Annotated in this window: 24 protein-coding genes; all 24 read left to right on the forward strand. The window is 33.3% G+C overall.

Features of this window, described 5'->3' with window-relative positions:
- The first annotated feature begins 13 nt into the window (after positions 1 to 13).
- The 24 genes from LQ677_RS06445 (at position 14) to LQ677_RS06560 (ending at position 25,474) form a co-directional block, all read left to right on the forward strand.
- Entirely contained in the window at positions 14 to 1,018 is a 1,005-nt protein-coding gene (locus tag LQ677_RS06445; RefSeq protein WP_037588996.1) for a LacI family DNA-binding transcriptional regulator, read from the forward strand.
- 14 nt (positions 1,019 to 1,032) lie between these two features.
- Positions 1,033 to 2,688, forward strand: coding sequence for an alpha-glucosidase (locus tag LQ677_RS06450; protein ID WP_191836476.1), 1,656 nt, complete (start codon positions 1,033 to 1,035; stop codon positions 2,686 to 2,688).
- A gap of 331 nt (positions 2,689 to 3,019) precedes the next feature.
- Positions 3,020 to 3,985 carry a dihydroxyacetone kinase subunit DhaK gene (dhaK, locus tag LQ677_RS06455; protein WP_037588994.1) on the forward strand — a complete coding sequence of 322 codons (966 nt, stop codon included), beginning with the start codon at positions 3,020 to 3,022 and terminating at the stop codon, positions 3,983 to 3,985.
- Positions 3,986 to 3,997: 12 nt separating this feature from the next.
- Positions 3,998 to 4,573: a dihydroxyacetone kinase subunit DhaL gene (gene dhaL / locus LQ677_RS06460; protein ID WP_159315431.1), complete on the forward strand. Its 576-nt coding sequence runs from the start codon at positions 3,998 to 4,000 to the stop codon at positions 4,571 to 4,573.
- Positions 4,574 to 4,575: 2 nt separating this feature from the next.
- Positions 4,576 to 4,944, forward strand: a complete 369-nt coding sequence (dhaM, locus tag LQ677_RS06465; protein ID WP_191836468.1) for a dihydroxyacetone kinase phosphoryl donor subunit DhaM — start codon at positions 4,576 to 4,578, stop codon at positions 4,942 to 4,944.
- Positions 4,945 to 5,023: 79 nt separating this feature from the next.
- On the forward strand, positions 5,024 to 5,728 hold the full coding sequence (locus tag LQ677_RS06470) for a FadR/GntR family transcriptional regulator (RefSeq protein WP_025906426.1): 705 nt from the start codon (positions 5,024 to 5,026) through the stop codon (positions 5,726 to 5,728).
- A 417-nt stretch (positions 5,729 to 6,145) separates the two neighbouring features.
- Positions 6,146 to 7,681 (forward strand): AbgT family transporter, encoded by a 1,536-nt coding sequence (locus LQ677_RS06475; RefSeq protein ID WP_037588991.1) that lies wholly within the window; start codon positions 6,146 to 6,148, stop codon positions 7,679 to 7,681.
- 173 nt (positions 7,682 to 7,854) lie between these two features.
- A complete protein-coding gene (manA, locus tag LQ677_RS06480; protein ID WP_239748176.1) occupies positions 7,855 to 8,796 on the forward strand; it encodes a mannose-6-phosphate isomerase, class I in 942 nt (313 codons plus the stop codon).
- Positions 8,797 to 8,811: 15 nt separating this feature from the next.
- Positions 8,812 to 9,042, forward strand: coding sequence for a hypothetical protein (locus LQ677_RS06485; RefSeq protein ID WP_048541014.1), 231 nt, complete (start codon positions 8,812 to 8,814; stop codon positions 9,040 to 9,042).
- Between the two features lie 503 nt (positions 9,043 to 9,545).
- Positions 9,546 to 10,562 (forward strand): LysM peptidoglycan-binding domain-containing protein, encoded by a 1,017-nt coding sequence (locus LQ677_RS06490; protein ID WP_126477241.1) that lies wholly within the window; start codon positions 9,546 to 9,548, stop codon positions 10,560 to 10,562.
- A gap of 214 nt (positions 10,563 to 10,776) precedes the next feature.
- Positions 10,777 to 12,147, forward strand: coding sequence for an EVE domain-containing protein (locus tag LQ677_RS06495; RefSeq protein ID WP_126477242.1), 1,371 nt, complete (start codon positions 10,777 to 10,779; stop codon positions 12,145 to 12,147).
- Between the two features lie 140 nt (positions 12,148 to 12,287).
- Positions 12,288 to 13,661, forward strand: coding sequence for an alanine/glycine:cation symporter family protein (locus LQ677_RS06500; RefSeq protein ID WP_037588986.1), 1,374 nt, complete (start codon positions 12,288 to 12,290; stop codon positions 13,659 to 13,661).
- Positions 13,662 to 13,903: 242 nt separating this feature from the next.
- Positions 13,904 to 14,263 carry a transcriptional regulator, SarA/Rot family gene (locus LQ677_RS06505; protein ID WP_037588985.1) on the forward strand — a complete coding sequence of 120 codons (360 nt, stop codon included), beginning with the start codon at positions 13,904 to 13,906 and terminating at the stop codon, positions 14,261 to 14,263.
- Between the two features lie 127 nt (positions 14,264 to 14,390).
- A complete protein-coding gene (nhaC, locus tag LQ677_RS06510) occupies positions 14,391 to 15,815 on the forward strand; it encodes a Na+/H+ antiporter NhaC (RefSeq protein ID WP_126477244.1) in 1,425 nt (474 codons plus the stop codon).
- Positions 15,816 to 15,977: 162 nt separating this feature from the next.
- Entirely contained in the window at positions 15,978 to 16,385 is a 408-nt protein-coding gene (locus LQ677_RS06515; RefSeq protein WP_239748177.1) for a thiol-disulfide oxidoreductase DCC family protein, read from the forward strand.
- A 66-nt stretch (positions 16,386 to 16,451) separates the two neighbouring features.
- On the forward strand, positions 16,452 to 17,417 hold the full coding sequence (locus tag LQ677_RS06520) for a LacI family DNA-binding transcriptional regulator (protein ID WP_025906408.1): 966 nt from the start codon (positions 16,452 to 16,454) through the stop codon (positions 17,415 to 17,417).
- A 1-nt stretch (position 17,418) separates the two neighbouring features.
- On the forward strand, positions 17,419 to 18,300 hold the full coding sequence (gene rbsK, locus LQ677_RS06525) for a ribokinase (protein ID WP_159315427.1): 882 nt from the start codon (positions 17,419 to 17,421) through the stop codon (positions 18,298 to 18,300).
- Positions 18,293 to 18,682 (forward strand): D-ribose pyranase, encoded by a 390-nt coding sequence (gene rbsD / locus LQ677_RS06530; protein ID WP_204188446.1) that lies wholly within the window; start codon positions 18,293 to 18,295, stop codon positions 18,680 to 18,682. The genes rbsK and rbsD overlap by 8 nt, the downstream gene beginning before the upstream one ends.
- A gap of 11 nt (positions 18,683 to 18,693) precedes the next feature.
- Positions 18,694 to 20,190, forward strand: coding sequence for a sugar ABC transporter ATP-binding protein (locus LQ677_RS06535; protein WP_239748178.1), 1,497 nt, complete (start codon positions 18,694 to 18,696; stop codon positions 20,188 to 20,190).
- On the forward strand, positions 20,171 to 21,109 hold the full coding sequence (locus LQ677_RS06540) for an ABC transporter permease subunit (protein WP_037588979.1): 939 nt from the start codon (positions 20,171 to 20,173) through the stop codon (positions 21,107 to 21,109). Before LQ677_RS06535 ends, LQ677_RS06540 begins: the two co-directional genes overlap by 20 nt.
- A gap of 24 nt (positions 21,110 to 21,133) precedes the next feature.
- Entirely contained in the window at positions 21,134 to 22,048 is a 915-nt protein-coding gene (locus LQ677_RS06545; RefSeq protein ID WP_239748179.1) for a D-ribose ABC transporter substrate-binding protein, read from the forward strand.
- 186 nt (positions 22,049 to 22,234) lie between these two features.
- A complete protein-coding gene (locus tag LQ677_RS06550) occupies positions 22,235 to 22,678 on the forward strand; it encodes a Dps family protein (RefSeq protein ID WP_025906400.1) in 444 nt (147 codons plus the stop codon).
- A 140-nt stretch (positions 22,679 to 22,818) separates the two neighbouring features.
- Entirely contained in the window at positions 22,819 to 24,228 is a 1,410-nt protein-coding gene (locus tag LQ677_RS06555; protein ID WP_025906398.1) for an FAD-binding oxidoreductase, read from the forward strand.
- The gene (locus tag LQ677_RS06560; RefSeq protein ID WP_239748180.1) at positions 24,218 to 25,474 is read left to right on the forward strand and encodes a (Fe-S)-binding protein; all 1,257 of its coding nucleotides are present in this window, start codon (positions 24,218 to 24,220) and stop codon (positions 25,472 to 25,474) included. Before LQ677_RS06555 ends, LQ677_RS06560 begins: the two co-directional genes overlap by 11 nt.
- Positions 25,475 to 25,998: the final 524 nt, after the last annotated feature.

The following is a 25,998-nucleotide window of genomic DNA, read 5'->3' on the forward strand; positions in this document are numbered from 1 at the left end:
AAGGAGTGATCTCGTGGTTACAATAAAAGATGTTGCGAAAGAAGCAAATGTTGCACCATCAACAGTATCAAGAGTGATTAGTGGACATAAAAGTATAAGTGAAAAGACATCAAAGAAAGTAAAAGCTGTGATGAAGCAATTGGGCTATCAACCTAATATTGCCGCGAGAACACTTGTAACACAAAAATCTAAAACGATTGGTTTAATTTTAAAATCAGCTTCTAAAGAAATGACGCAAAACCCATTCTTTACAGATGTTCTGATGGGGATATCAATAGCCTGTAAACAAAGAGAATATTCAACGATTATGACAACTTCTGTTGAACAAGCTGACTTATTAGTTGAAGTAGAAAATCTCATTAAATCTAAATCGATAGATGGCTTTATTATGCTTTATTCAAAAGAGAATGATCCGGTTACACAACTACTCAAAAAATATCAATTTCCGTTTGTTGTTGTAGGTAAACAACTAGGCGAAAGAGAAATTATTCATATCGACAATGATAATGTCGAAGCAAGTCAAATGATTACAGAATTTATGATTGATAAAGGGCATGAGCATTTAGCTTTTATAGCTGAACCAGATTCATATGCTGTTGCATTAGACAGGGTAGAAGGCTTTAAGAAAGCTTGCGATAAACATGGTATTAACCAATATGACATTTACCATGCAAATCCTAACAGAGATGAAATATTAGCAATCATTAAAGAAATGAAAGAAAGTGCGACTTTTCCTACAGCGATTATTACGTCAGATAGCATGATCAATATTAATTTATTAAGTGCATTATATGAACTTAATATAAGAGTGCCAGATGAAGTGATGACAGCAACTTTTAATGATTCATTTATTAATACTTTTGCTTCACCACCTCAAACGGTCGTAAATATTTATCCTGAACATTTAGGTGAGGAAGCGGGTATAGCTTTAATTAAACTGATTGAGAATCCTAATATTTTAAGAAAAAATACGATTATTCCAACAGATATAATAGAGAGAAAATCAACGATAAAATAAGAGGTGACTGAATGATGGAGGAACGAATTTGGTGGAAAGAAGCGGTATGTTATCAAGTTTATCCTAGAAGTTTTAATGATTCTAACAATGATGGTATTGGTGACATAAATGGTATTAGAGAAAAGTTAGATTATTTGAAAGGTCTAGGTATAGATGTGATTTGGGTTTCACCAATATTTAAATCACCTAATGATGATAATGGCTATGATATTAGTGATTATCAAGATATTATGGATGAGTTTGGTACGATGGAAGACTTCGAATTACTTTTAAAAGAGACGCACGATAAAGGTATGAAACTCATATTGGATTTAGTCATCAATCATACATCAGATGAACATCCATGGTTTATCGAGTCTAAATCGAGTAAAGACAATCCTAAAAGAGATTGGTACATATGGCAAGAAGGAAAAGACGGCAAAGAACCTAATAACTGGGGAAGTATATTCAACGGTTCAGCTTGGGAAAAAACTGAAGAAACTGATGAATACTACTTGCATATTTTCAGTAAAAAACAACCAGATTTAAATTGGGAGAATGAAGCGGTTCGCTCTGAATTATATAAAATGATTAACTGGTGGTTTGATAAAGGCATCGATGGTTTCCGCGTAGATGCGATTACACATATTCAAAAATCATTTGAAGATGGCGACATACCAGTCGAACCAGGTGATGAGCAGTATAAAGCAGCATTTGAACGTTATACGAATAGACCAGGTATATTAAATCATTTACGTGAATTGAGAGATGAAACATTCAATAAATATGACATTATGACAGTAGGAGAAGCAAATGGTGTCAGTACTGATGATGCGAATGATTGGGTAGGCTTTGATAATGGTATATTTAATATGATTTTTCAGTTCGAACATTTAGGATTATGGAATACAGAAGATAGTGGATTTGATGTTATTCAATATAAAAATATCATGTCTAAATGGCAAGACCAACTTGAAGGAGTTGGCTGGAATGCGCTATTTATCGAAAATCATGATCAACCAAGGCTCGTTTCAACTTGGGGAGATGATGAGCAGTATTGGTATGAAAGTGCAACAAGTCATGCGACAAATTATTTCTTACAAAAAGGGACACCGTTTATTTATCAAGGACAAGAAATAGGGATGACGAACTATCCGTTTGAATCATTAGAAGATTTTAATGATGTTTCAGTTAAAAATGAAATTAAATTGAAAGAACAAAATGGCGAAGATACATCATCTTTATTAAATAATTTGAGTAAAGTAAATAGAGACAATTCTCGTACAATGATGCAGTGGGATAATCGTGCGTATGCAGGATTTTCAACAACAGAACCATGGTTCCACGTAAATCCAAATTACAAAACGATCAACGTAGCAGATCAGTTAGAAGATGAACATTCTGTATTAAATTATTATAAGCGTTTGATTCAATTGAAAAAAGATTACGACGTGTTTAATTACGGTAAATACGAACTAGTCGATAAAGATCATAAACAAATTTATAGTTATAAACGCATATTAGATAACGAAGAAGTCATTATTATGAGTAACTTAACAGGCGAAAAAGCTACTATCACATATCCACTTAATTTAGAAAAAAGTAAGTTATTATTACACAACTATACAACGATAGAAGATACAAACATATTAGAACCATTTGAAACAAGAGTATATCGAATAGAAGAATAAGAGTGGGGATCCGAGACAACAGGCTTTGTCTCGGATTTTTTATTTATGTGTGGGAATGTAACGACCATAATTCAGAATAGTGGTAATAAGAAGGCGCTAACGACCATAATTCGGAAAAGTGGTAATAAGAATGCTGTAACTACCATAATTCGGAAAAGTGGTAATAAGAACGTCCCCTCGTTAGGGACATTTCTCAGAATTCTGTCCGCATGCGCCACATACAAGCTCATTCCCAAATTATCATTTCTTATTAACTCATATTGTTAACGCTTACCTATCTAAACGTTTTATAATGGAATAGAAAACATAGAATTCAACGGGAGGTCATTATATGAAGAAATTAATGAATGAAAAAACAAACTTTGTAGCGGATATGCTTAAGGGAATCGAAGTGATGGATAACTCAGTTGAAATTATTAGCGACAATGTTGTCGTTCGTAAAAATGTTAAAAAGAGTGGTGTTGCTTTAGTTTCTGGTGGTGGGTCTGGTCATGAACCTGCGCATGCTGGTTATGTTGCTGAAGGTATGTTAGATGCAGCTGTATGTGGTGAAGTCTTCACTTCTCCTACACCAGATAAGATTCTCGAAGCGATTAAACATGTCGCGACTGATGAAGGTGTCTTATTAATCATTAAGAACTATGCCGGAGATGTTATGAACTTTGAAATGGCACAAGAGATGGCAGAAATGGAAGGTATTTCTTGCCAATCCGTTATCGTACGTGATGATATTTCTATTGAAAATGAACAAGATAGAAGAGGTGTAGCGGGTACAGTTCTTGTACATAAGTATGCCGGCTATCTATCTGATAATGGATATAACTTAGCAGCTATTAAAGAAAAAGTAGAATCATTTATTGAAAATATTAGAACGATTGGAATGGCCATTTATCCTTGTTTAGTACCAACAACTGGTCAATACGGATTTGATTTAGATGATAATAAAATGGAGATTGGTATTGGTATTCATGGTGAACGTGGTATTTATCAAGAAAATATTGAAACAATCGATAAAATCATTAACCGTTTAATGCATGAACTTGAAAAGGAAGTTTCTGATAAATCATTAATTGTTATGATTAATGGTATGGGTGCGACACCTGATTCAGAGCTTGCAATCATCGCACATTATTTTAATGAATATGCAGAACAAAATAAATTAGATGTTAAAAAATACTTTGTTGGAAATTATATGACTGCATTAGATATGCAAGGATTTTCTATTACATTAGTGCCTTATCAACAAGAAGTTGAAGAAGCATTTAACGCACCGACAGAAAGTAAATATTTTAAATAGGAGGCATTTTAAATGAACGCAGAAACATTGTTAAACAAACTTAAAGATTTAAGTCATACATTTGAACAAGAAGAACAAAATTTAACACAATTAGACAGAGCAATTGGTGATGGCGACCATGGTGTTAATATGTTACGCGGATTTAAAGCAGTAGACGAAAAAGTTACAGGAGATACAGTAAGTGATGTATTGAAATCTACAGGCATGACTTTAATGAGTTCAGTAGGTGGTGCATCAGGTCCATTGTATGGATTTAGCTTTGTTAAAATGGCAGGTCTAGATTATGACGAAATCACTTCTGATAATTTATTAGAATATATCAATACTTTTAAAGATGCTGTTGCTGCTAGAGGTAAAGTAACAGGTGGCGAAAAAACAATGTATGATGTGTTGTTAAAAGCCTCAGATCATTTATCAAATGGAGAGTCATTATCTGAAGATGTGTTACAACAGTTCGCTGAAGATACGAAAGATTTAGAAGCAACTAAAGGTAGAGCAGCCTATTTCAAAAAAGATTCTATAGGACATATAGATCCTGGTGCTCAAAGTATGGTATACGTATTAAAAGCTTTAAGTGAGGATGTGTAAACATGGCGACAATAGGTATTATTAGTCATAGTAACGATATCGCACAAGGTGTAAAAGCATTATTGGAGCAAATGTCTCCAAGTGTTACAGTTATCGCAAATGGCGGTACAAATGAAGGTGGAATCGGTACAAGTATTGATACGGTTAATGAAGTAATTGATGCGTTAACTGAAGATGCATTGTTATTTTATGATATTGGTTCATCTGAAATGAATTTAGAAATGGCGTTAGACTTATATGATGGTGAACATAAATTGTACAAAGTAGACGGTCCCATTGTAGAAGGTGCATTTTTAGCGAGTGTATCTTTATCAACAGGTGCAACATTAGAAGAAGCAATGGAAAGTATTAAAAGAGAATTTCATCAATAATTTAAATTCTTTAAGATGAAATATATTTTAAATGATATAATTGCTCTACTAATGATTTTAACAAGGTGGAGAAAGAAGAATGAAGATATCGAACAAGAAATTATACGAAAAAGTTGCAGATGTCATCATATTAGATATTAATGAAGGTCGTTTGAAAATAGGAGACCGCTTACCATCTATAAAGGCTTTATCTGAAAGTTTTGGGGTAGGACAAGCAACGATAAGAGAAGCATTGAATGCGTTAAGAGCAATGGGATATGTAGAAATTAAACACGGGCAAGGGACTTTCATCGTTGAAAGAGAAGAAGTTTATTTTAATATCGAAGCAATTAATGGAGACGTTAAAGATATTGAAAATCTACTAGAAGTCCGTAAAATTGTTGAAGTCGGTGTATCAAGACTTGCAGCTGAAAAAAGAACGGATGATGACTTGCATGCTATTGAATCTGCATTAAAAGATATGAAACAAGCCATTCAAGACAATGAATTAGGAGAAGCTTCTGATTTGAAATTTCATTTAGCTGTAGTAGAAGCGGCTAAAAATGATATGCTTAAACAATTATTGTTAAATGTATCTGAAATTATGAGACATACAATGAAAGAAACAAGAAGAATTTATTTATATACGAAAAGTAAATCAATAGAGAAGTTATATAACGAGCACAAAGAAATTTTTGAAGCTATTAAATCTCAAAATGCAGAACTTGCGCAACATAAGATGGCATTTCATTTAGAAGAAGTGGAAAAAGTTGTACTCAGTAATATTAAAAAAACAGAACAATAATACTTGATAATCATAACTGCTATTAACCTCTAACAGAGACATGATAGCAGTTTTTTATTTTATGCAAAATTAAAAGCGATAAGCTTCAGGAGGCTTATCGCTTTAGGGTATGTAACCCCATCCGTTCCATTTCATAATCATATATAAAGACTTCTTACAGTTAATAATAAATTGCATGATGTCTATTCGAAAATGAAGTACATTTATTACAACTTATCATCTGTATACTTAGTATAAGGTCAACGGTGCACTTTATCAATGTTAATTCTTAAAAAAAGATGCCAAATTTACACTTAAATGTGATTTAAAATTTTATATAAAGACTTGTTATCAAAACATTTGTAAAATTATCAGAACCTTCAAAAAATAAACACAGTTTGATATACTGTTTTTAATTTACTTATGGGAGGATAATATATGAATCAAACAAAAGAAAAAGTTTCAATCATTAATAGATTTCTAAATTTAATAGAAAGAGCAGGAAATAGACTGCCCGATCCGAGTATACTATTTTTCTTCTTATGTGCAGCGTTAATATTTCTGTCTTGGTTTATTTCATTATTTCACATAAAAGTGGAAAGTCCTGCAACTGGGAAGACTGTAGAAGTTACAAATTTAATTTCTAGAGAAGGTTTTGGAAAAATTATTAGTGAATCTATCACGAATTTTTCAGAGTTTCCTGCGTTAGGCTTAGTCCTTGCTGTTATGTTAGGTATAGGTGTTGCTGAGAAGACGGGTTATTTTGATAAGTTAATGATCCAAGTTGTTCAAAAAGCACCTAGAAAAATTATTGTTCCCATTATTATATTTGTAGGTATTATCGGTAATGCTGCAGGAGATGCAGCACCAGTTGTGTTACCGCCATTAACAGCGTTAGTATTTATAAAGTTAGGTTATCATCCGATTGCTGGACTTGCGATGGCTTATGCCTCAGCACTAGGTGCATTTGCTGCGAACGTTACGTTAGGTATGAGTGATGCGTTAGTATATGCGTTTACGAAACCAGCAGCTGAAATCATTGATAAAGACATCAGTTTAAATGTAGCAATGAACTGGTATTTTATTGCAGCATCAACAATCATCTTATTACCAGCAATTTATTATGTCAGTATGAAAGTCGTTATTCCACGTTTAGGTACATACAAACCTGATGAAGGTTCTGAGGATCAAAGTGATGATAATGAAATTAGTGCAAAAGAAAGTAAAGCATTGAAGTTTGCGAATATTAGTTTCTTTATTGTTGTAGCGTTATTACTTGCTTTAGCAATTCCTGAAAATGGATGGTTAAGAAATCCAAAGACAGGTAGTTTAATTGATAAAGCACCATTGATGGATGGTGTAGGTATCATTATATTAGTTATCTTTTTCGTGCCTGGTTTTGTATATGGTATTCTTTCAGGGAAAATCTCAAATACAAAAGATTTAGGAAAAATGTTATCAGATTCCATGTCCACAATGGGTAGCTTTATCGTTATTGTATTCTTTGCAGCTCAACTTTTAGCATATTTAGAATGGAGTAATCTAGGTATTGTCATTTCTGTAAAAGGTGCAGAATTATTGCAAGGTCAAAATGGGGTCATCTTAATTATTGGATTTATCATTCTAAGTAGTCTGATCAATTTATTAATCGGAAGTGCTTCAGCTAAATGGGCAATATTAGCACCAATCTTTATACCAATGTTTATGTTATTGGGCTATCATCCAGCATTTACACAAATGGTTTATCGTATCGGAGACTCTATTACAAATCCGATTACACCAATGATGCCATACTTACCATTATTACTTTCATATGCTCAAAAGTATGATAAAAATATGAAACTAGGTACATTGATTTCAAGTTTAATGCCATATTCAATTGTGTTAGGAATCGTTTGGCCGTTATTCATGATTATTTGGTTCTTACTGGGCTTTCCATTAGGACCAGGTGGAGATATTCATTTGAATAAATAGTATTATACATTTTAATAATTATAAAATTATTAATAGTTATAAATTCAATCTATCTGTGTTATGAGTATTCCACAATATAGTGTCGTTATGGTACAATCACCATTGGTACATTAAAACGATTATAAAAATAAGCGGTATACAATATATAACAACAATTAGAAAAGGATGATTGAATGTCTCCATTAATTTTAAAGCCTGTATTCAAAGAACGTATATGGGGTGGTAGAAATTTAGAAAATATGGGATATAACCTGCCTGAAGGACGAATCGGTGAATGTTGGGGGATATCTGCACATGTAAATGGGCCAAACGAAATCGCAAATGGTCCATATAAAGGACAAACTTTAGATGAAGTTTGGTTAAATCACCCAGAACTTTTCGGTAATCCTACAGAAGAAAAGTTCCCATTATTAACTAAGATTCTTGATGCAAATGATCAACTATCTGTACAAGTACATCCTGATGATACATATGCACATGAACATGAAAACGGTGAATTTGGTAAGACAGAATGTTGGTATATTATAGATGCTAAAGAAGATGCAGAAATTATATATGGTACATATGCAAATACAAAACAACAATTAGAAGAATTTATTCAGAACGAAGATTGGGATCATTTATTTAAACGCGTAAAAGTAGAAAAAGGCGACTTCTTCTATGTAACTAGTGGAACAGTTCACGCAATAGGTAGCGGTATTATGATTCTAGAAACACAACAAAATTCTGATACAACTTATAGAATTTATGATTATGACAGAATTGATAAAGACGGCAAGAAAAGAGAACTTCATTTAGATAAGAGTATCGACGTTATAACTGTTGGTGCACAAAGTCCAAATGTACCACCTAAAAAGATTGATGATGAAGACCAAAAAGGCACATTATTAATCGAAAGCGAATTCTTTACAGTTGCTAAATGGGAAATTAGTGGGACGTTTAATTTTAGAAAACCTAGAGACTATTGCTTAGTAAGTGTGATAGCTGGAAGCGGAGAAATCATTACAGATGGTAATGTATTTGAAGTAGAAAAAGGCGATCATTTAATCATGACAGCAGATGATTTAGATAATCACATAAATGGTGAATTAGAAGTCATCATTAGTTATGTGTAGATTGGAGTCTATCAAATGAAAAAATTTCTATATTTATCATTAGTATGTGCAGTTATTGCAGGATTAGGTTTATTTTTCGGAATGCCTAAGTATCCAACGCCAGTCATACCATTTATCATTGCGTTAATTGGTTTAATACTTGCAATCTCTACATTAAAAGACAAAGACATATCAGCAGGACTCAAAATAGGCGGCATATTAGTCAATCTTATGCCATGCTTAGCAGGGTTATCGTTGATCGTATAAAGCATAATAAATCAACAGTAGAAATTCTGTAAAAGAATTTCTACTGTTTTTATGTATGATAGGGTAATATCGCACGAAGACTCGGAGATATCGTGCGCTAGGGTACAAAATCAGGGTGTAACGCACGAAGACTCGGAGATATCGTGCGCTAGGGTACAAAATCAGGGTGTAACGCACGAAGACTCGGAGATATCGTGCGCTAAGGTACAAAATAAGGGTGTAACGCACGAAGACTCGGAGATATCGTGCGCTAAGGTACAAAATCAGGGTGTCTCGCACGAACACTCACACATATTACCTTCCTACCCACGTCCAAATTATCTTGCGCTATTTATAATATGCGATTTATTATATTTGTTCATTTTCTAATTAATCTTTAAAAGTAATATACTATTATAGGATTAATGAAAATGAAATAAAACTGTAATATAAACGGTAAAGATTACGGTGTATAATTAATAAGAATTCATAAATAAACTGTAAGAAGATGGAGGTAAGTTATTTTGAAGAAAAAGACAATAGCGGCATTTGTTGGTGCTTCGGTTGCAGTTGCAGTATCTTCTCATCAAGCGGAAGCAGCAACTTATAAAGTTAAAAGTGGAGATTCTTTATGGCTGATTGCTGATAAGCATAATACGACGATTGCGAAAATTAAAAGCTTAAATAAATTAAGTTCAAATCTTATTTTCCCTAATCAAGTATTACAAGTTCCTGGTACTTCAAATTCATCAAGTACATCGAACACGAGCTCAAGAGCTACTTCAACTTCATCAACGACATATTACACAGTAAAATCGGGAGATACATTAGGGGTTATTGCTGGTAAATATGGTACGACGTATCAAAAAATTATGTCATTGAATGGGTTAAGTAACACGATTATTTATCCGGGACAAAAATTAAAAGTTAATGGAACAGCAAGTTCTAGTAGTAACACGGGTAGCTCTAGTAACAGTGGAGCGTCTAATGCTTCAGGCAGCACTTCTACTTATACAGTTAAGTCAGGAGATTCACTATCAGCGATTGCAGCTAGATATGGAACGACATACCAAAAAATTATGTCATTAAATGGTTTATCAAACTTTATCATTTATCCGGGACAAAAATTAAAAGTAAGTGGAACAGCATCAAGTTCAGGTTCTACTTCTAATTCAAATAACAACAGTGGTTACACATCACCGACATTCAATCATCAAAATTTATACGACTGGGGTCAATGTACATGGCATGTATTTAACCGTCGTAAAGCTATAGGTAAACCAATTAGTACTTATTGGTGGAATGCAAACAATTGGGCAAGTGCTGCTGCTAAAGATGGTTATGTTGTAAATCGTACACCTTCAGTAGGATCAATCCTTCAATCATCAGCTGGCTATTATGGTCATGTATCATTTGTTGAAAGAATTAATTCAAACGGAAGCCTTCAAGTATCAGAAATGAACTTTAGTTCATCACCAGGTGTACTAACATACAGAACGATACCAGCTTCTCAAGTTTCAAGTTATAATTATATACATTAATCATTGAAGAGTCTTGGACATTATGATGTGTCCTCGGCTCTTTTTTTATAATTGTAAACATAGACATGAGTGTGAATGTCTTATACAATGTTAATATTAATGTGTTGTTAAAAAAGTAAATTTTAAGCGTAATTTTTATATGAAAATAAAATTAAGATATCAAAGTAAACATCATTATGAAAATCGATCATTATAGATATTAAGGAGTATACATATGTCTGAAGAAAGAAACTACTTTTGGTTAAATTGTGGATATAATAGGTGGCGTCATACGGAACCATTAGAAGGCCAAACTGCAGTGTTTGAATCAGGTGCAAGCTTTAATCCAACGCAAGGTTATCATGCATTTAAGACAGCCAAACCAGGAGATAAAGTCATTTATTATCAAGTACAAAATCAAGTCGGCTTACTTGGATTTGGTGAGATCTTACAAGTTCAAACAGGTGGCAATCAAAAAGTAAGCATCCAATTTAAGTTTGAGCAATCTTTAACAATGTTATCAATTGAATATTTAAAGAGAAGTGAACAATTAGAATCTAGAATTAAACAAATGACAGAACAATTGTTTAATCGCATTACGAAAGAAGAATTCGATTTAATTATAGGGTTAGGACAAGGCGCTATAAAAATTCCTAGGTATTTTTTACTTACAGAAGAAATTCAATTTGAACCAGATCAAACATATACAATATTTACACATACTGTAAATGGTATAAAGAGAAATGGTTATACGTACTATACTCAGTTAGAAATAGGAGACCAGATTATATTTTTAAGTAGAAATGCTAATCAGTCAATTATCGGAACTGGGGAAGTATCAGATAGTATACATAAGTTACCACCACAACCTGGTAGAACAGATTCTACATGTATTGAAGTTAAATATCATGAAGATATTAATCCTGTGAATATTGGCGAATTAAATAGACATCAAACGTTAAAGAAATTATATTTCTTACAAGATAGTTCGAAACAATCTATTGCTAATTTAACAAAAGCACAATATGATGCGATGTTAGATATGAGTAACGGGACGTACAAAGAAAGTTCTAGTAATCAATATGAGATGTCTGTTCAACGTGATCAGGAAAATGAACCTAAAAAAGATAAACCTATTATTTTAATGCTCTGTGACAATAAAGAAGACGGTTTGAAAAAAGCGAAACATTATGTTGAACGTGAACTTGCGAAAGGTATATATACAGTAGGTCATCCTGATTTCTCAGAAGAAATGTTATACGGTCGATATTTACCAAATGAAAGTGGCGCTTTATATTATAGAGAAGGTTTCATTACAGGACATATTACGAACTCAGAAAGAGAATGGCTTGTGATTGACCAGTTTGAAAGAATAGATCCAGAAATCTTTCAATTATTCTTAAATGTGCTTGATGGTCATGAAATGACATTACCAAGATATAATCATGAAGGTAAGATGGTGAAGTGGAGTTTAGAAAAAGACTCATTCTATCGTCATAATCCTAAATGGCGCATGATTGGTTTATGTTACGGCTCGATTGAAGACATAAAAGAACAATATTCACATCAATTCTTAAAACATTGTAGAGTATTACATGTAGGATAAAATAGACGGAATAAAATCTTAACACTTAAGATTTTATTCCGTTTTTATTTTTTTAAAGGTTTATAAATTGCTGAATATTCTGTAATATAGAATTATGCTTGGTTAATATTTCACAAATAAAATTGCAAAGGGGTCATTTTATGGAGAAAATCGTAGCATTCTCAGATTGGTTATGGGGGTATCCAATCGTCACACTTTTATTAGTATCAAGTTTATTTTTAACATTGTATTTAGGATTAATACAATTTAGACATTTTGGTTATATGATGAAACAAACTTTTGGAAGTATTAATAAAGAGCCTAAAGGTGAAGGTACAATTACGCCGAGGCAAGCGTTAACGTCAGCTTTATCATCAACAGTAGGTGCGGCAAACATTGTCGGTGTACCTACAGCCATTATGATGGGTGGACCTGGTGCAGTATTTTGGATGTTAGTAATCGCATTTCTAGGAATGGCATTAAAATATTCCGAAAACGTACTAGGTATATATTATCGTGAGAAAAACGATAAAGGAGAATTTGTTGGTGGACCTACATATTATATGAAAAAAGGTTTCAAAAATAAAAAAGTCGGATTAGTATTTTCATTTGTATTTGCATTTGCTTTAATGCTTGAACTTATCCCAAGTATTATGGTACAAGGGAATTCAGCTGCAAGTACTGTTCAAGATACATTCGATATTCATATGGGTATAACAGGAATCGTGTTAGCTGTTATTGCTGCTTTAGTTGTATTTGGTGGTATTCAGCGTATTGCAACATTTACCGAAATGATCGTACCGGTTATGGTCGGTTTATATTGTATTATGGGATTCTTGATTATCATACTGAATATTCAACATGTGCCTAGTGTAATTGCGTTAGTTGTTGAGAAAGCATTTAATCCAGATGCAGCATTAGGTGGTAGTTTCGGTGCTGCTTTAGCCACAACAGTACGTTGGGGATTTGCACGTGGTATTTATTCAAACGAAGCGGGTCTTGGTACATCACCAATTGCGCATGCTGCTGCAAAGACAGACCATCCTGTAAGACAAGCATTCTGGAGTGTTAGTGAAATCGTTGTTGATACATTAATTATCTGTAGTACGACAGCATTTGTTGTTTTAGTATCTGATGTTTGGAAAGATAATGATGCTAAAGAACAATCCGCTGCACTTACAGCTCGTGCCTTTAATAATGCATTTGGAACATTTGGAAGTTGGATTGTTTCAATTTCTATGGTCTTCTTCGTATTCTCAACAATCATCGTTGTTATATACTATGGATCAAGAATGGCAGAATATTTATTTGGCTTAACAGCAGGCTTTATTATGAAGATTGTTTATGTACTCTCAATCGCGCTTGGTGCATTCGGTGCAGGTACACAACTTTGGAATTTATTAGATATCGCGCTTGCATGTATATTGATTCCGAATATTATCGCAGTCGTGATGTTAGCACCTAAAGTTAAAAGTTTAACAACAGAATTCTTTACAGGAAAAGAATTCTACTTAAAAGATAAAGCTAAAAAGTAAATATCTTCAATTAATTGAATACAAGAAAAAGATTATAACGATTACAGTTATAATCTTTTTTTATTTGTAAAATTATAGTACTTCTATATACTTTGTGAGTTAGTGATTTCGGTTTGATAATTAACCACGAGAAAAATACATAAATTGTCAAATATATATTTAAATTCCATATTGATGTTATTTAATTTTGTGTTAAAATTATTTTAAGAAAATCAAATTCACGGGAAACAGGAGGTAAAACTATGAAGACTCAATCTTATTCAGAAGCAATTTCAACATGTTCAGAATTTTTCGATCAGCAAAATAAAATTGATAATATCTTTTTAGTTATTGAACAAAAGTATGGTCTAAAGAAGCATGAATTTTTCTTTTTAATGAAATTAAACGAAGTGGAAGAAGTGCATCTTAAAGATGCTATTGAAAAAGGCTATATTAAACAAAATAAATCAGCGAGAGCGATTAAACGTTTATTTGAGAAAAGATACATATTAAAAAATCGCTTAAAATCAGACGAACGAGCAGTAATTTTACGTTTTAACAATGAGTTCAAAGAAGAATTCAATGAAATTATGCAAGAAGTCATATATATGTTAAATGAATAATTATATAAGTTATAAGTATGAGCCTGGTACAAAATAATTGTCCAGGCTTTGTCATTATGGGATTGTAATATGTTGCATAAACTATTAAAATTATAAATGTAAGCGCTTTATTATTAGGAGGTTATCTATGGAGAATAATAGTACATCTAAGAAAGAAATTAGTTTCTTTTGGGCCGTTGTGCCATTTTTATTTATGATTATCAGTATGTTATTTACGGTAGTCGTTTTAGAGCAAGCTCCGCACATACCGTTAATGATAGGAACAGCAATTGCTGCAATTGTAGCTTACTATCATGGGTATAGTTGGCAAGACATCGAAGAAATGATGTATAAAGGTATTAGACTAGCCTTACCAGCAATCGTCATTATCATTTTAGTTGGTTTAATCATTGGTGCTTGGATAGGTGGAGGCGTAGTAGCCACAATGATTTACTATGGATTAAAATTAATAACGCCGTCATTATTTTTAGTAACCATCGCAGTTATTTGTGCAATCGTAGCATTAGCTATTGGTAGTAGTTGGTCAACAATGGCAACAGTTGGTGTAGCTGGTATGGGAATTGGATTAAGTATGGATATACCAGCAGGCATGATAGCAGGTGCTATTATATCTGGATCATACTTTGGTGATAAGATGAGCCCATTATCAGATACGACAAACTTAGCAGCAGGTCTAACAGGTACAGATTTATTTGATCATATTAAACACATGTTCTATACGACAGTACCTGCCGTTATCATTTCATTAATTGTATTTTTTATTTTAGGACAACAATTTTCAGCTGGTAATATGGACCAAGCAAAAATTGATGCCATCAATAATGAAATGCTAGACAAATTTACAATTTCACCGTGGTTGTTGCTCGTACCTGTAATAGTTATTATATTAGTTGCATTTAAAGTACCTGCAATACCAGCATTAGTTGTCGGTATTGTTTTAGGATTTTTATCGCAAATATTTATTCAAGGTGGAAGTCTACATGACAGTGTGAAGACATTACAAACTGGATTTGTATTAGAATCTAAAAATGATTTAGTCAAAGAATTGTTCAATAGAGGTGGATTAGAATCCATGTTCTATACAATTTCAATGACTATCGTTGCGATGACATTTGGAGGCATTCTTGAATATTCAGGCATGCTAAAATCAATCATTACAAAAATCTTAAAAATCGCAAAAGGCACTGGTGGTTTAATAGCATCTGTTATTATTTCATGTATAGGTACTAACGCTTCATGTTCAGAACAATACATATCGATTGTAGTACCTTCAAGAATGTACATTAATACATTTTTAGAAAGAAGACTACATCCGAAAAACTTATCACGTGCACTTGAAGACGGTGGTACAGTAACATCCGTATTCTTCTTGTGGAATACATGTGGGGTATTTATTGCCCAAACATTGAATGTGAACGTATTAGATTATGGCATTTATGCAGTTTTCAACTATACGGTACCAATCATATCTGTCATCTTTGGATATGTAGGATTTAAAATTATCAAAATTAACGAAGAAGAATATAAAGCATTTAAAAAGCAAGCTGTTTAATAATAGAAATGATGAAGTGCTAGGACAGAAAAGTCCTAGCACTTTTTTGTTGTTAGGGACATTATTCAAAATTGTGTCCGTAAGAGCCACCGTTAGGGACATTATTCGAAATTGTGTCCATAAAACTTTTATTTATCATACTGTCGTGTTACGTTTAAGAAAATGATGATTGGAGTGATTGTTATCGCTATTGTTTATTATGATGGGGATTGTGGATACTGTAATCGTGCTGTGATGTGGTTAATTCATCATAAGATTTCACATCGTTTTCAATTTGCTCAACTGGAATCTTCATATGGTAATCATTTATTTGAAGCGCGACCTGATTTGCAAAATATAGATAGTATTATTGTTGTAGATGGCGACAAAGTATGGATTAAATCAAACGCGATTATTCATTTATTAGGCCAAATAAAAGGCTATCAATTTTTAGGATGGACTTTGAAATGGATACCGAAATTTGTACGAGATATTGGCTATGATGCATTTGCCAAAATCAGACATAAAGTGATTTTGAAAAATGCTTGTCGATTACCGACACCTGAAGAAAGAAAATATTTTTTAAATTAATATTGCATAAATAAAGATTGCGTGATATCCTTTTGTGTAAACGGTTACACAAAAGGAAGTTGAAGTATGGCAACAATTAAACAAGTTGCGCAACATGCAGGAGTATCTGTTGCTACTGTATCTAGAGCGCTGAATAAAAGTGGTTATGTTAAGAAGGAAACACAAGATAAAATTGATAAAGCAATTCAAGAATTAAATTATCGACCTAATGAAACAGCAAGAACTTTATATAAACGACAATCTAGAATGATAGGACTATTGTTACCAGATATGAGTAACCCTTTTTTTACAGTAGTTGCTAGAGGTGTTGAAGATGAAGCGATGGCGATGGGCTATCATATCATTATTGGAAATGGTGATGGTAATGATGAGAAAGAGCTTGCTTATTTAAATACATTTAACGTACATAATTGTAGTGGTATTATTGCTTCACAATTATCGAGTAAGGAAACTTTTGATTCATTTAAATCTTATAATATGCCTTTTGTTCTATTAGACCGTGTGTACGAAGATCATGAATTTGTTGAAACAAATCATTACAAAGGTGGACAACTTCAAGCTCAGGCAGTGATTAACGGTAAAGCACAATCTGTTCTTATTTTAGAACAAGATTTAAATTACAAATCATTTAGAGAGCGATTCAATGGTGCGAAGTTAATGTTAGATGAAGCGGGTATCACGTATGTTTCAGCTAATGAATTATCTTTAACAGAAGATGATTTGCTTAACTTAATTAAAGAACACGACATTGATAGCATTATTTGTAGTAATGATGTTGGCGCATTTAACGTCATGAGTATTCTTTATAATCATCAATACAAAGTGCCCGATGATATACAAGTGGTTGGTTATGATGATATACCGTTATCACGTACATATTCACCAAGTTTAACAACGATTCATCAACCTGCTTATTTAATTGGTCAAAAAGCATGCCAACAATTAATTAAACAGTTGGAAGGTAAACAAAGAGAACATCATCAAATATTAGATGTTACTTTAGTGGAAAGACAATCAACAAGGAGAGATTAATATGAAGAAAATAACAGTTATCGGAAGTATGTCTATAGATTTAGTTGTATCAGCGTCTAAAAGACCAGGTAAAGGAGAAACAATTCTTGGGGACGATTTCTTTACAACACCTGGTGGGAAAGGTGCAAACCAAGCAGTCGCAGCTGCAAGATTAGGGGATAACGTACATATGATTGGTAGAGTTGGTGATGATGATTTTGGTAAAGAAATATACGAAAATCTTCAAAAAAATCACGTTATTGTGGATGGTGTGGAACCCGTTACACAAATGCCATCAGGAACAGCACATATAACATTATCTGAACAAGATAATAGTATTATTGTCGTACCTTCAGCTAACAATGAAGTGACACCAGACTATGTTAAAAAACATCTAGAAGCATTGTCAGAAGGCGATATCGTTTTATTACAACAAGAAATTCCAAGTGAAACAGTTGAATTTGCGGTTAAATATTGTTCAGAACATGGTTTGATTTCAATTCTGAATCCCGCACCATATAGAGAAGTAAGCAACACTGTTATTGAAAAAGTCGATTATTTAACACCGAACGAAACAGAAAGTGATGAGATGTTTAAAGGTGAATTAGATGAAGCGTTAGCAGCTTATCCAATGAAATTGATTGTAACTTTAGGCGATAAAGGTGCAGCTTATCATAATGGTAAAGAAAAAGTTCAAGTACCAGGTTATAAACGTGAAGTGAAAGATACGACTGGTGCTGGCGATACATTTAATGGTGCATTTGCAGTAGCGCTTCAAAAAGAATACAGCTTAGATGAAGCATTAGCATTTGCTAATTTAGCAGCAAGTCACTCAGTAACTGGATTAGGTGCACAAGGCGGAATGCCAACATTACAAGATATTGAAGGAGAATGGCATGTATAAGACAGGGATATTAAACAGTGAAATTTCTAAAGTATTAAGCGATCTTGGTCATACTGATCGTATTGTGATAGCAGATTGTGGTTTACCAGTACCAAAAGGCGTGCGAAAAATTGATTTAGCACTGTCTTTTGGTGTACCAAGTTTTGAAAGCGTTTACGATATTTTGTTAGAACATATGTCTGTACAGAAAATGATTTTTGCAGAAGAAATGAAGTCGGATAATTCAGCACTTTATGAAAAGATTCAAGAAACAGATGTTGAAAGAGAATTTGTATCACACGAAGCATTTAAAAAATTAACACATGATACTGTCGCAATTATAAGAACAGGGGAAGCAACACCATATGCAAACGTCATATTAGAAAGTGATGTTTTATTTTAAGGAGGGATTTCATGCTAGAAATGTCTGGTGTACATAAAGCGTTTGGCCAAAATAAAGTGTTAACAGGCGTAGATTTTAAATTAAAAGAAGCTTCAGTTCATGCACTTATGGGAGAAAATGGTGCAGGGAAATCAACTTTAATGAAGATTCTTGTTGGTATTCATGAAAAAGATGCAGGTCAAATTAATTATCACAATCAAGAAGTTGTCTTTAAAGATGCCCAAATGTCAGAAGAAGCAGGTATTACGTTTATACATCAAGAGCTTAATATTTGGCCAGAGTTAACAGTGCTTGAAAATTTATTTATCGGGAAAGAAATGCGCAATAAATTTGGCATATTAAATGAGAAGAAAATGAAGCAAGAAGCATTAAAAGTCTTTGAAAAATTAAACTTTAATATCTTATTGAAGAAAGTTGCAGGAAAATGTTCAATCGGTGAACAACAAATGATAGAAATTGCAAAAGCTTTAATGACCAATGCAAAAATTATCATCATGGATGAGCCAACTGCAGCACTTACAGATAAAGAAATCACACAGTTATTTAAACTTATTAAAAATCTTCAAAATCAAGGCGTTTCATTCGTTTATATTTCACATAGAATGGCTGAGATATTTGAGATTTCTGATGAAATTACCGTTATGAGAGATGGTAAAACTGTATTATACAAACCTACAAGCGAAACCAATTACGATGAAATTGTTAAATCAATGGTAGGTAGAGACTTAACAGAGCAGTTCCCAGAAAGAACCGTTGAACCAGGTGAAACATTGATGCATGTTAAATCCCTAAATAATGATGAACAAGGCATCAAAGATATTTCATTCTCATTAAGAAAAGGTGAAATATTAGGATTTAGTGGCTTAATGGGTGCTGGTAGAACTGAGATTATGAGAAGTCTGTTCGGAATTGATAAAGGTCATAAAGATATAGACATTAATGGTAAATCCGTATTGATTAAGTCACCGGAAGATGCAATGAAACATGGTTTAGGCTTAATTACTGAAAATAGAAAAGATGAAGGACTGATTCTCGATTTCTCAATCGAACATAATATGGTTCTACCATCTCTTGAAAGCTTTTCAAATAAAGGATTTATTAAAGAACAAGCGACGCATGTGTTTGCAGATCAAATGAGCAAAAGGCTCAATATTAAGACGCCACGAAAAGCGCTAGTATCATCACTTTCAGGTGGTAACCAACAAAAAGTAGTATTAGCAAAATGGATTGGTACAGGTGCTCAAATATTGATTTTAGATGAACCGACAAGAGGGATAGACGTTGGTGCTAAGCGAGAAATTTATCAGCTGATGAATGAGCTAACTGAACGTGGTGTATCGATTATTATGATTTCTTCAGAGTTACCTGAAGTTATCGGTATGAGTGATCGCGTTATTGTAGTTCAAGAAGGCAATATTAAAGGTGAAGTTGAAGGCGAAAATATAACAGAAGAAAATATTATGACATTAGCTACAGGAGGGGAATTACATGCAACAACTAACAGCTAAGACTTCATTAGTCGAAAAAATTATTCCATTTATAGGACTTATATTATTAATCGTCGTGATTAGTATTATGAACTCAGCATTTCTAGATTTATCGAATTTATTAAACTTATTAAGACAAGTTTCAATTAACGGGTTAATTGCTTTTGGTATGACATTTGTTATTTTAACTGGCGGCATAGACTTATCAGTCGGTTCGATACTCGCATTATCAAGTGCATTTACTGCAATATTAATTACAAGTGGTTTAGATCCAATCGTAGCATTGATTGTCGGAGTACTTGGTGGTTTCTTATTAGGTGTATTTAACGGTGTATTAGTAACATTCGGGAGTATGGCACCATTCATCGCAACACTTGCTACGATGACAATATTTAGAGGTTTAACACTCGTTGTAACAGATGGTAACCCTATTACTAATTTAGGTGATAGTTATATGTTCCAACTATTTGGTAAAGGTTATTTCTTCGGAATTCCAGTACCAGCAGTCACAATGATTATTGTATTTATTATATTGGCGATTATTTTACAAAAAACAACATTTGGTAGACATACATATGCTATCGGTGGTAATGAAGTCGCTTCAAAAATTTCTGGTATTAAAGTAAACAGAGTGAAAATTTTAATTTATGGTATTTCTGGTTTAATGTCTGCATTAGCAGGTGCAATTTTAACATCACGTTTAAACTCAGCTCAACCAACAGCGGGTACTTCATATGAGTTAGATGCTATCGCTGCAGTTGTATTAGGCGGAACTTCTTTAACAGGCGGTAAAGGTAGAATTGTTGGAACGCTTATTGGTGTACTTATTATTGGTGTACTTAATAACGGTCTGAATTTATTAGGAGTATCATCATTTTACCAACAAGTCGTAAAAGGTATTGTTATTTTAATTGCTGTATTAATAGATAGAAAAAAATAATCAATTAGATTGAGGGGAAAACAAATGAAGAAATTATTAATACTATTAATGACAACTGTGTTATTTTTAGCGGCATGTTCACTTGAATCGCCTTTGAAAAAAGATAATGAAGGTAAAACAAATAAGAAAAAATCTGATATAACGATTGGTGTCAGTGTTTCAACATTAAATAACCCATTCTTCGTTTCAATTAAAGAAGGTATTGAAAAAGAAGCTGAAAAACAAGTTATGAAAGTAAAAGTAGTTGATGCAAGAGATGATTCAGCTAAACAAACAAATGATATAGAAGATTTAGTTCAACAACAAGTTGATTATTTAGTAGTCAATCCTACAGATTCTAGTGCAATTTCTAGTGCCGTTCAGTCAGCAAATAATGAAGGTATACCTGTTATTACATTAGATAGATCAGTTGATAAAGGTGATGTTGCAACATTTATCGCTTCAGATAACGTTGAAGGCGGTAAAATGGGCGGACAATTTATTTTAGATAAATTAAGTAAAAATGCTAAAGTTGCTGAATTAGAAGGTGTTCCAGGTGCAAGTGCAACAAGAGAAAGAGGAGAAGGCTTCCATAAAGTTGCCGACAAATCACTTGATGTCATTGCTAAACAAAGTGCTAAGTTTGATCGAGCAGAAGGATTAAACGTGACACAAAATATCTTACAAGCACATCCAGAAGTAGAAGCGATATTCTCGCACAATGATGAAATGGCACTCGGTGCTATCGAAGCAATTGGTGATAAAGATGTAATCGTAGTTGGATTTGATGGTAATGAAGATGCAATGAAAGCAATTAAAAGTGGCAAACTAGATGCAACTGTCGCACAACAACCTGATAAGATGGGTAAAGCTTCAGTAGACTCTATCATTAAATTGATGGACGGTAAGAAACTTGAGAAAGAAATTAAGATTCCACTTAAGCTTGAGAAAGCAGAATAAATGTTTATAAATCGATAAAGAAGGTATAAGTCTAATGTAGGCTTTACCTTCTTTTTTTATGTAGATTTAAACTCTTATTTATAATTATTATAAATAAGTTGCTAAATATCGTTGACAGATTAGAATGATTATAATATAATAATTAATGTAATCAAGAAAAGATAACTACAGAGGAGTGTAAAATAAATGACAAATAATAAAGAAGTAATCGAAGCGTTAAATAAACAAGTAGCAGAGTGGACAGTATTATATACTAAATTACACAACTATCACTGGTATGTTAAAGGACCAAATTTCTTCTCACTACATGAGAAATTTGAAGAACTTTACAATGAAGCAAGTGTGTATGTTGACGATTTAGCTGAACGTATTTTAGCAATTGAAGGTAACCCAATCGCTACTTTAAGAGAAGCATTAGAATGGTCAGTTATTGAAGAAGCTGAGAAAAACTTAACTGCAAACCAAATGGTTGAACAATTATCTAAAGACTTCACAACTGTAATTGCTCAATTAGAAGAAGGTATTCAATTAGCAGAAAAAGTTAATGACGATATGACTGGTGACATGTTATTAGCAATGGTAACAAGTCTTGAAAAACACAACTGGATGTTAAAATCATTCTTAAAATAATATTGAATTATAAATACCTAATCCATGAACATATTGGATTAGGTATTTTTTAAATCATAAATGTAAACGTATTCACTTGAAATGAAAATTAAAGTAAACAGTGCTATCATGAATATAATTTCATATTGAGGGGGGATAACATGGAAGAACTCTATCATGCTTTAAAGAAACATTTAGATAATGGGCGCGTTTCTAAAGAAGTAGCGGATCTTTCAAGTTATAGTTTTGATGCTTCTTTCGGTGAATATATGCCTGATATTATTTGTCAGCCAATGTCTACTGAAGAAGTGGTGCATATTGTAAAGTTAAGTAATCAATATGACGTACCAATTTATCCGAGAGGTAGTGGTACAAGTTTAAGTGGGGGACCACTTGCTGTTCATGGTGGTATAGTATTGGATTTTTCAAGATGGGACAATGAAATAACAGTTTACGAAAATGATTTAATGATGGAAGTTTCACCAGGTGTTATCACTGAGAAAATTCATAAAGTTGCTGAATCATATGGACTGATGTATCCACCTGATCCATCCAGTTCTCGTGTTTCAACGATTGGTGGCAACTTAGCTGAAAATGCAGGTGGGCCAAGATGCTTAAAGTATGGCGTCACGAAAGACTATGTTGTTGGATTAGAAGTCGTAACGGCCAACGGAGATATTATTCACTGTGGTGGACGCACAGTAAAAAATGTAACAGGTTATGATATGACGAAATTAATTGTAGGGTCAGAAGGTACGCTCGGTATTATTACAAAAGCTACTTTACAATTGATACCTAAGCCGATTGATACAAAGACAGCAATGTTGCAGTTTGATGATTTTATTACATCAGGTGAAGCGGTATCCAAAATTTTAAGATCAGGTATATTACCTTCTAAAATCGAAATTATGGATAAATATTGTGTTGATGCTGTATTGTCGACACATCCAATTGAGAATGTGACAGCCGATGCTGAGTCGGTATTGTTAGTCGAATTAGATGGTCATCCTTTAGCACTCGAAGCAGAAATGAAGATAATTGAAGAAACATGTGCTGCGTTACCTGGATGTAAAGTTATTATTGCTGAAGATGAAAAACAGGCATCCGAACTTTGGGAAGTACGTAAACTTGTGTCACCAGCTATCGTGAAATTTGGACCGACAAAGATAAGTGAAGATACAAGTGTGCCGGTTAGTCAAATTCCAGCTTTCTTTGAAGAAATCGAAAGAATCCGACAAACTTATCAATTAAATTTAGTTGTGTTTGGGCATGCTGGAGATGGTAATTTACATCCTAATATCATTACTGATAAACGTAAGCCAGAAGAAATGAAACGAGCTGAAGAAGCAGTTGCTGAAATTTTTAAAGCTTCACTGAAATTAGGCGGTACATTAAGTGGTGAACATGGTATTGGATTGTTTAAAAAACCATTTATGTATAACGAATTTGATGAAGCAGGCATGAAATTTATGAAAGATGTAAAACAGGCATTGGACCCTAATAATCGTCTGAATCCAGGTAAAATCTTTCCAGACGAGCATGAAAGGTTTGTGTTAGTCCATGACGAATAATCTAATCGAAAAATTAGCTTATGATGCAACTTTTGATTGTGTTCAATGTGGCTTTTGTTTACCGTCTTGCCCTACATATTTAACGATGAAAGAAGAAAAACATTCTCCACGAGGTAGAATCAATCTCGTTAAATATGCAGTTGAAGGTAAAGCGGAACTTAAAGATTTAGAAGAAGCGATTGATTTATGTTTAGGCTGTAGACAATGTGAAACAGTTTGTCCAACGAATGTTCAGTATGGAGACATTTATGAATCGGCAGTCGAAGTATTAAGAGAAAAGCGAAATAAAAAATTAGACACTCAAATTATGTCTGTATTTTTAGAACGTCAATATATGATAGATGCGATGTATAAAGGCTTGAAACTCTATCATACGTCATTTGTTTCAGGGATTTTAAATAAGACAAATGTATTGAAATTACTACCAGAAAGATTAGGCAATATGGCGATGATTTTGCCACCAGTTCAAAAAGATAAACGACCTTATCAAACGCCTTTTAGAACGAAAAAAACAACAATTGGCTTTTTCAGAGGTTGTATGATGGATTCATTTTTCTCACATATAAACGATCTTGCGATAAAAATTTTAGAAGCGCATAATATTCAAGTTGTAGAAATTAAACAACAAACATGTTGTGGCGCACTTCAACATCACGCTGGAGAAATGGATAAAGCAAGAAAATTAGCCAAATTAAATATTGAAGCGTTAGAAAAATACGATGTAGACTATTATGTCAATGCTATTGGCGGTTGTGGCGCTTCGTTAATAGAATATGATCATTTATTGAGAAATGAAGCGGAGTGGAAAGATAGAGCAGAACAGTTTGTCGATAAAGTGAGAGATATATCGGTTATATTAGAAGATATTGACTTGAACTTAGAACACCCGATTAATATTCAAGCCACATATCAGCCATCATGTCATTTGCAAAACGTACAACATGTATTCAATGAACCTGAAAAAGTAATCAACCAAATAAAAGGATTAACATATAAAGTATTACCTGAAAAAGACATCTGTTGCGGTTCAGCAGGAATATATAATATCGTGAATTATGATGCATCGATGGAAATCTTAAATCGAAAAATGAGTCACGTAAAAGAAATAGAACCACAATTAATCATCACATCAAATCCAGGATGTCACTTGCAAATGTTGTTAGGTGTTAAAAATGAAGGATTAGAAGATAAAATACAAGTGAAACATATTGTGGAAGTCGTAGCAGAAGCATGCGGTATAGAATAATGAGGATGTTGAGATGAAGGTGAGTGATAATCGGCGAGAGATGAGCGTGTTAGGGACAGAATTCCGAGAAATGTCCATAAGAGGGTTCGTTAGGGACAGAATTCTGAGAAATGTCCGTAAGAGATGGTGTTAGGGACAGAATTCCGAGAAATGTCCGTAAGAGGTGTCGTTAGGGACACAATTCTGAGAAATGTCCGTAAGAGAGCGCCCACCTAATTACCAGAATTCGAAATAATGGAAGTTACAGCGTTCTAATTACCACAATTCGGAATAATGGAAGTTACAGCATTCTAACTACCAGAATTCGGAATAATGGAAGTTACAGCATTCTAACTACCAGAATTCAGAATAATGGAAGTTACAGCGTTCTAATTACCAGAATTCAGAATAATGGAAGTTACAGCGTTCTAACTACCAGAATTCAGAATAATGGAAGTTACAGCATACTAACTACCACAATTCAGAAAAATGGAAGTTAGCGAGCTCTAACTACCACAATTCGAAATAATGGAAGTTAGCGACCC

The organism is Mammaliicoccus sp. Q-M61, assembly GCF_022386055.1.
Lineage (GTDB): Bacteria > Bacillota > Bacilli > Staphylococcales > Staphylococcaceae > Mammaliicoccus > Mammaliicoccus sciuri_A.

Coding starts and splice junctions, on each gene's coding strand:
- LQ677_RS06555 (WP_025906398.1), top strand. CDS start 22,819: ATGGAAGAACTCTATCATGCTTTAAAGAAACATTTAGATAATGGGCGC.
- LQ677_RS06545 (WP_239748179.1), top strand. CDS start 21,134: ATGAAGAAATTATTAATACTATTAATGACAACTGTGTTATTTTTAGCG.
- dhaL (WP_159315431.1), top strand. CDS start 3,998: ATGAACGCAGAAACATTGTTAAACAAACTTAAAGATTTAAGTCATACA.
- LQ677_RS06505 (WP_037588985.1), top strand. CDS start 13,904: ATGAAGACTCAATCTTATTCAGAAGCAATTTCAACATGTTCAGAATTT.
- LQ677_RS06550 (WP_025906400.1), top strand. CDS start 22,235: ATGACAAATAATAAAGAAGTAATCGAAGCGTTAAATAAACAAGTAGCA.
- LQ677_RS06450 (WP_191836476.1), top strand. CDS start 1,033: ATGGAGGAACGAATTTGGTGGAAAGAAGCGGTATGTTATCAAGTTTAT.
- LQ677_RS06475 (WP_037588991.1), top strand. CDS start 6,146: ATGAATCAAACAAAAGAAAAAGTTTCAATCATTAATAGATTTCTAAAT.
- nhaC (WP_126477244.1), top strand. CDS start 14,391: ATGGAGAATAATAGTACATCTAAGAAAGAAATTAGTTTCTTTTGGGCC.
- LQ677_RS06520 (WP_025906408.1), top strand. CDS start 16,452: ATGGCAACAATTAAACAAGTTGCGCAACATGCAGGAGTATCTGTTGCT.
- rbsK (WP_159315427.1), top strand. CDS start 17,419: ATGAAGAAAATAACAGTTATCGGAAGTATGTCTATAGATTTAGTTGTA.
- LQ677_RS06560 (WP_239748180.1), top strand. CDS start 24,218: ATGACGAATAATCTAATCGAAAAATTAGCTTATGATGCAACTTTTGAT.
- LQ677_RS06495 (WP_126477242.1), top strand. CDS start 10,777: ATGTCTGAAGAAAGAAACTACTTTTGGTTAAATTGTGGATATAATAGG.
- LQ677_RS06500 (WP_037588986.1), top strand. CDS start 12,288: ATGGAGAAAATCGTAGCATTCTCAGATTGGTTATGGGGGTATCCAATC.
- manA (WP_239748176.1), top strand. CDS start 7,855: ATGTCTCCATTAATTTTAAAGCCTGTATTCAAAGAACGTATATGGGGT.
- dhaK (WP_037588994.1), top strand. CDS start 3,020: ATGAAGAAATTAATGAATGAAAAAACAAACTTTGTAGCGGATATGCTT.
- dhaM (WP_191836468.1), top strand. CDS start 4,576: ATGGCGACAATAGGTATTATTAGTCATAGTAACGATATCGCACAAGGT.
- LQ677_RS06470 (WP_025906426.1), top strand. CDS start 5,024: ATGAAGATATCGAACAAGAAATTATACGAAAAAGTTGCAGATGTCATC.
- LQ677_RS06485 (WP_048541014.1), top strand. CDS start 8,812: ATGAAAAAATTTCTATATTTATCATTAGTATGTGCAGTTATTGCAGGA.
- LQ677_RS06535 (WP_239748178.1), top strand. CDS start 18,694: ATGCTAGAAATGTCTGGTGTACATAAAGCGTTTGGCCAAAATAAAGTG.
- LQ677_RS06515 (WP_239748177.1), top strand. CDS start 15,978: ATGATGATTGGAGTGATTGTTATCGCTATTGTTTATTATGATGGGGAT.
- LQ677_RS06540 (WP_037588979.1), top strand. CDS start 20,171: ATGCAACAACTAACAGCTAAGACTTCATTAGTCGAAAAAATTATTCCA.
- rbsD (WP_204188446.1), top strand. CDS start 18,293: ATGTATAAGACAGGGATATTAAACAGTGAAATTTCTAAAGTATTAAGC.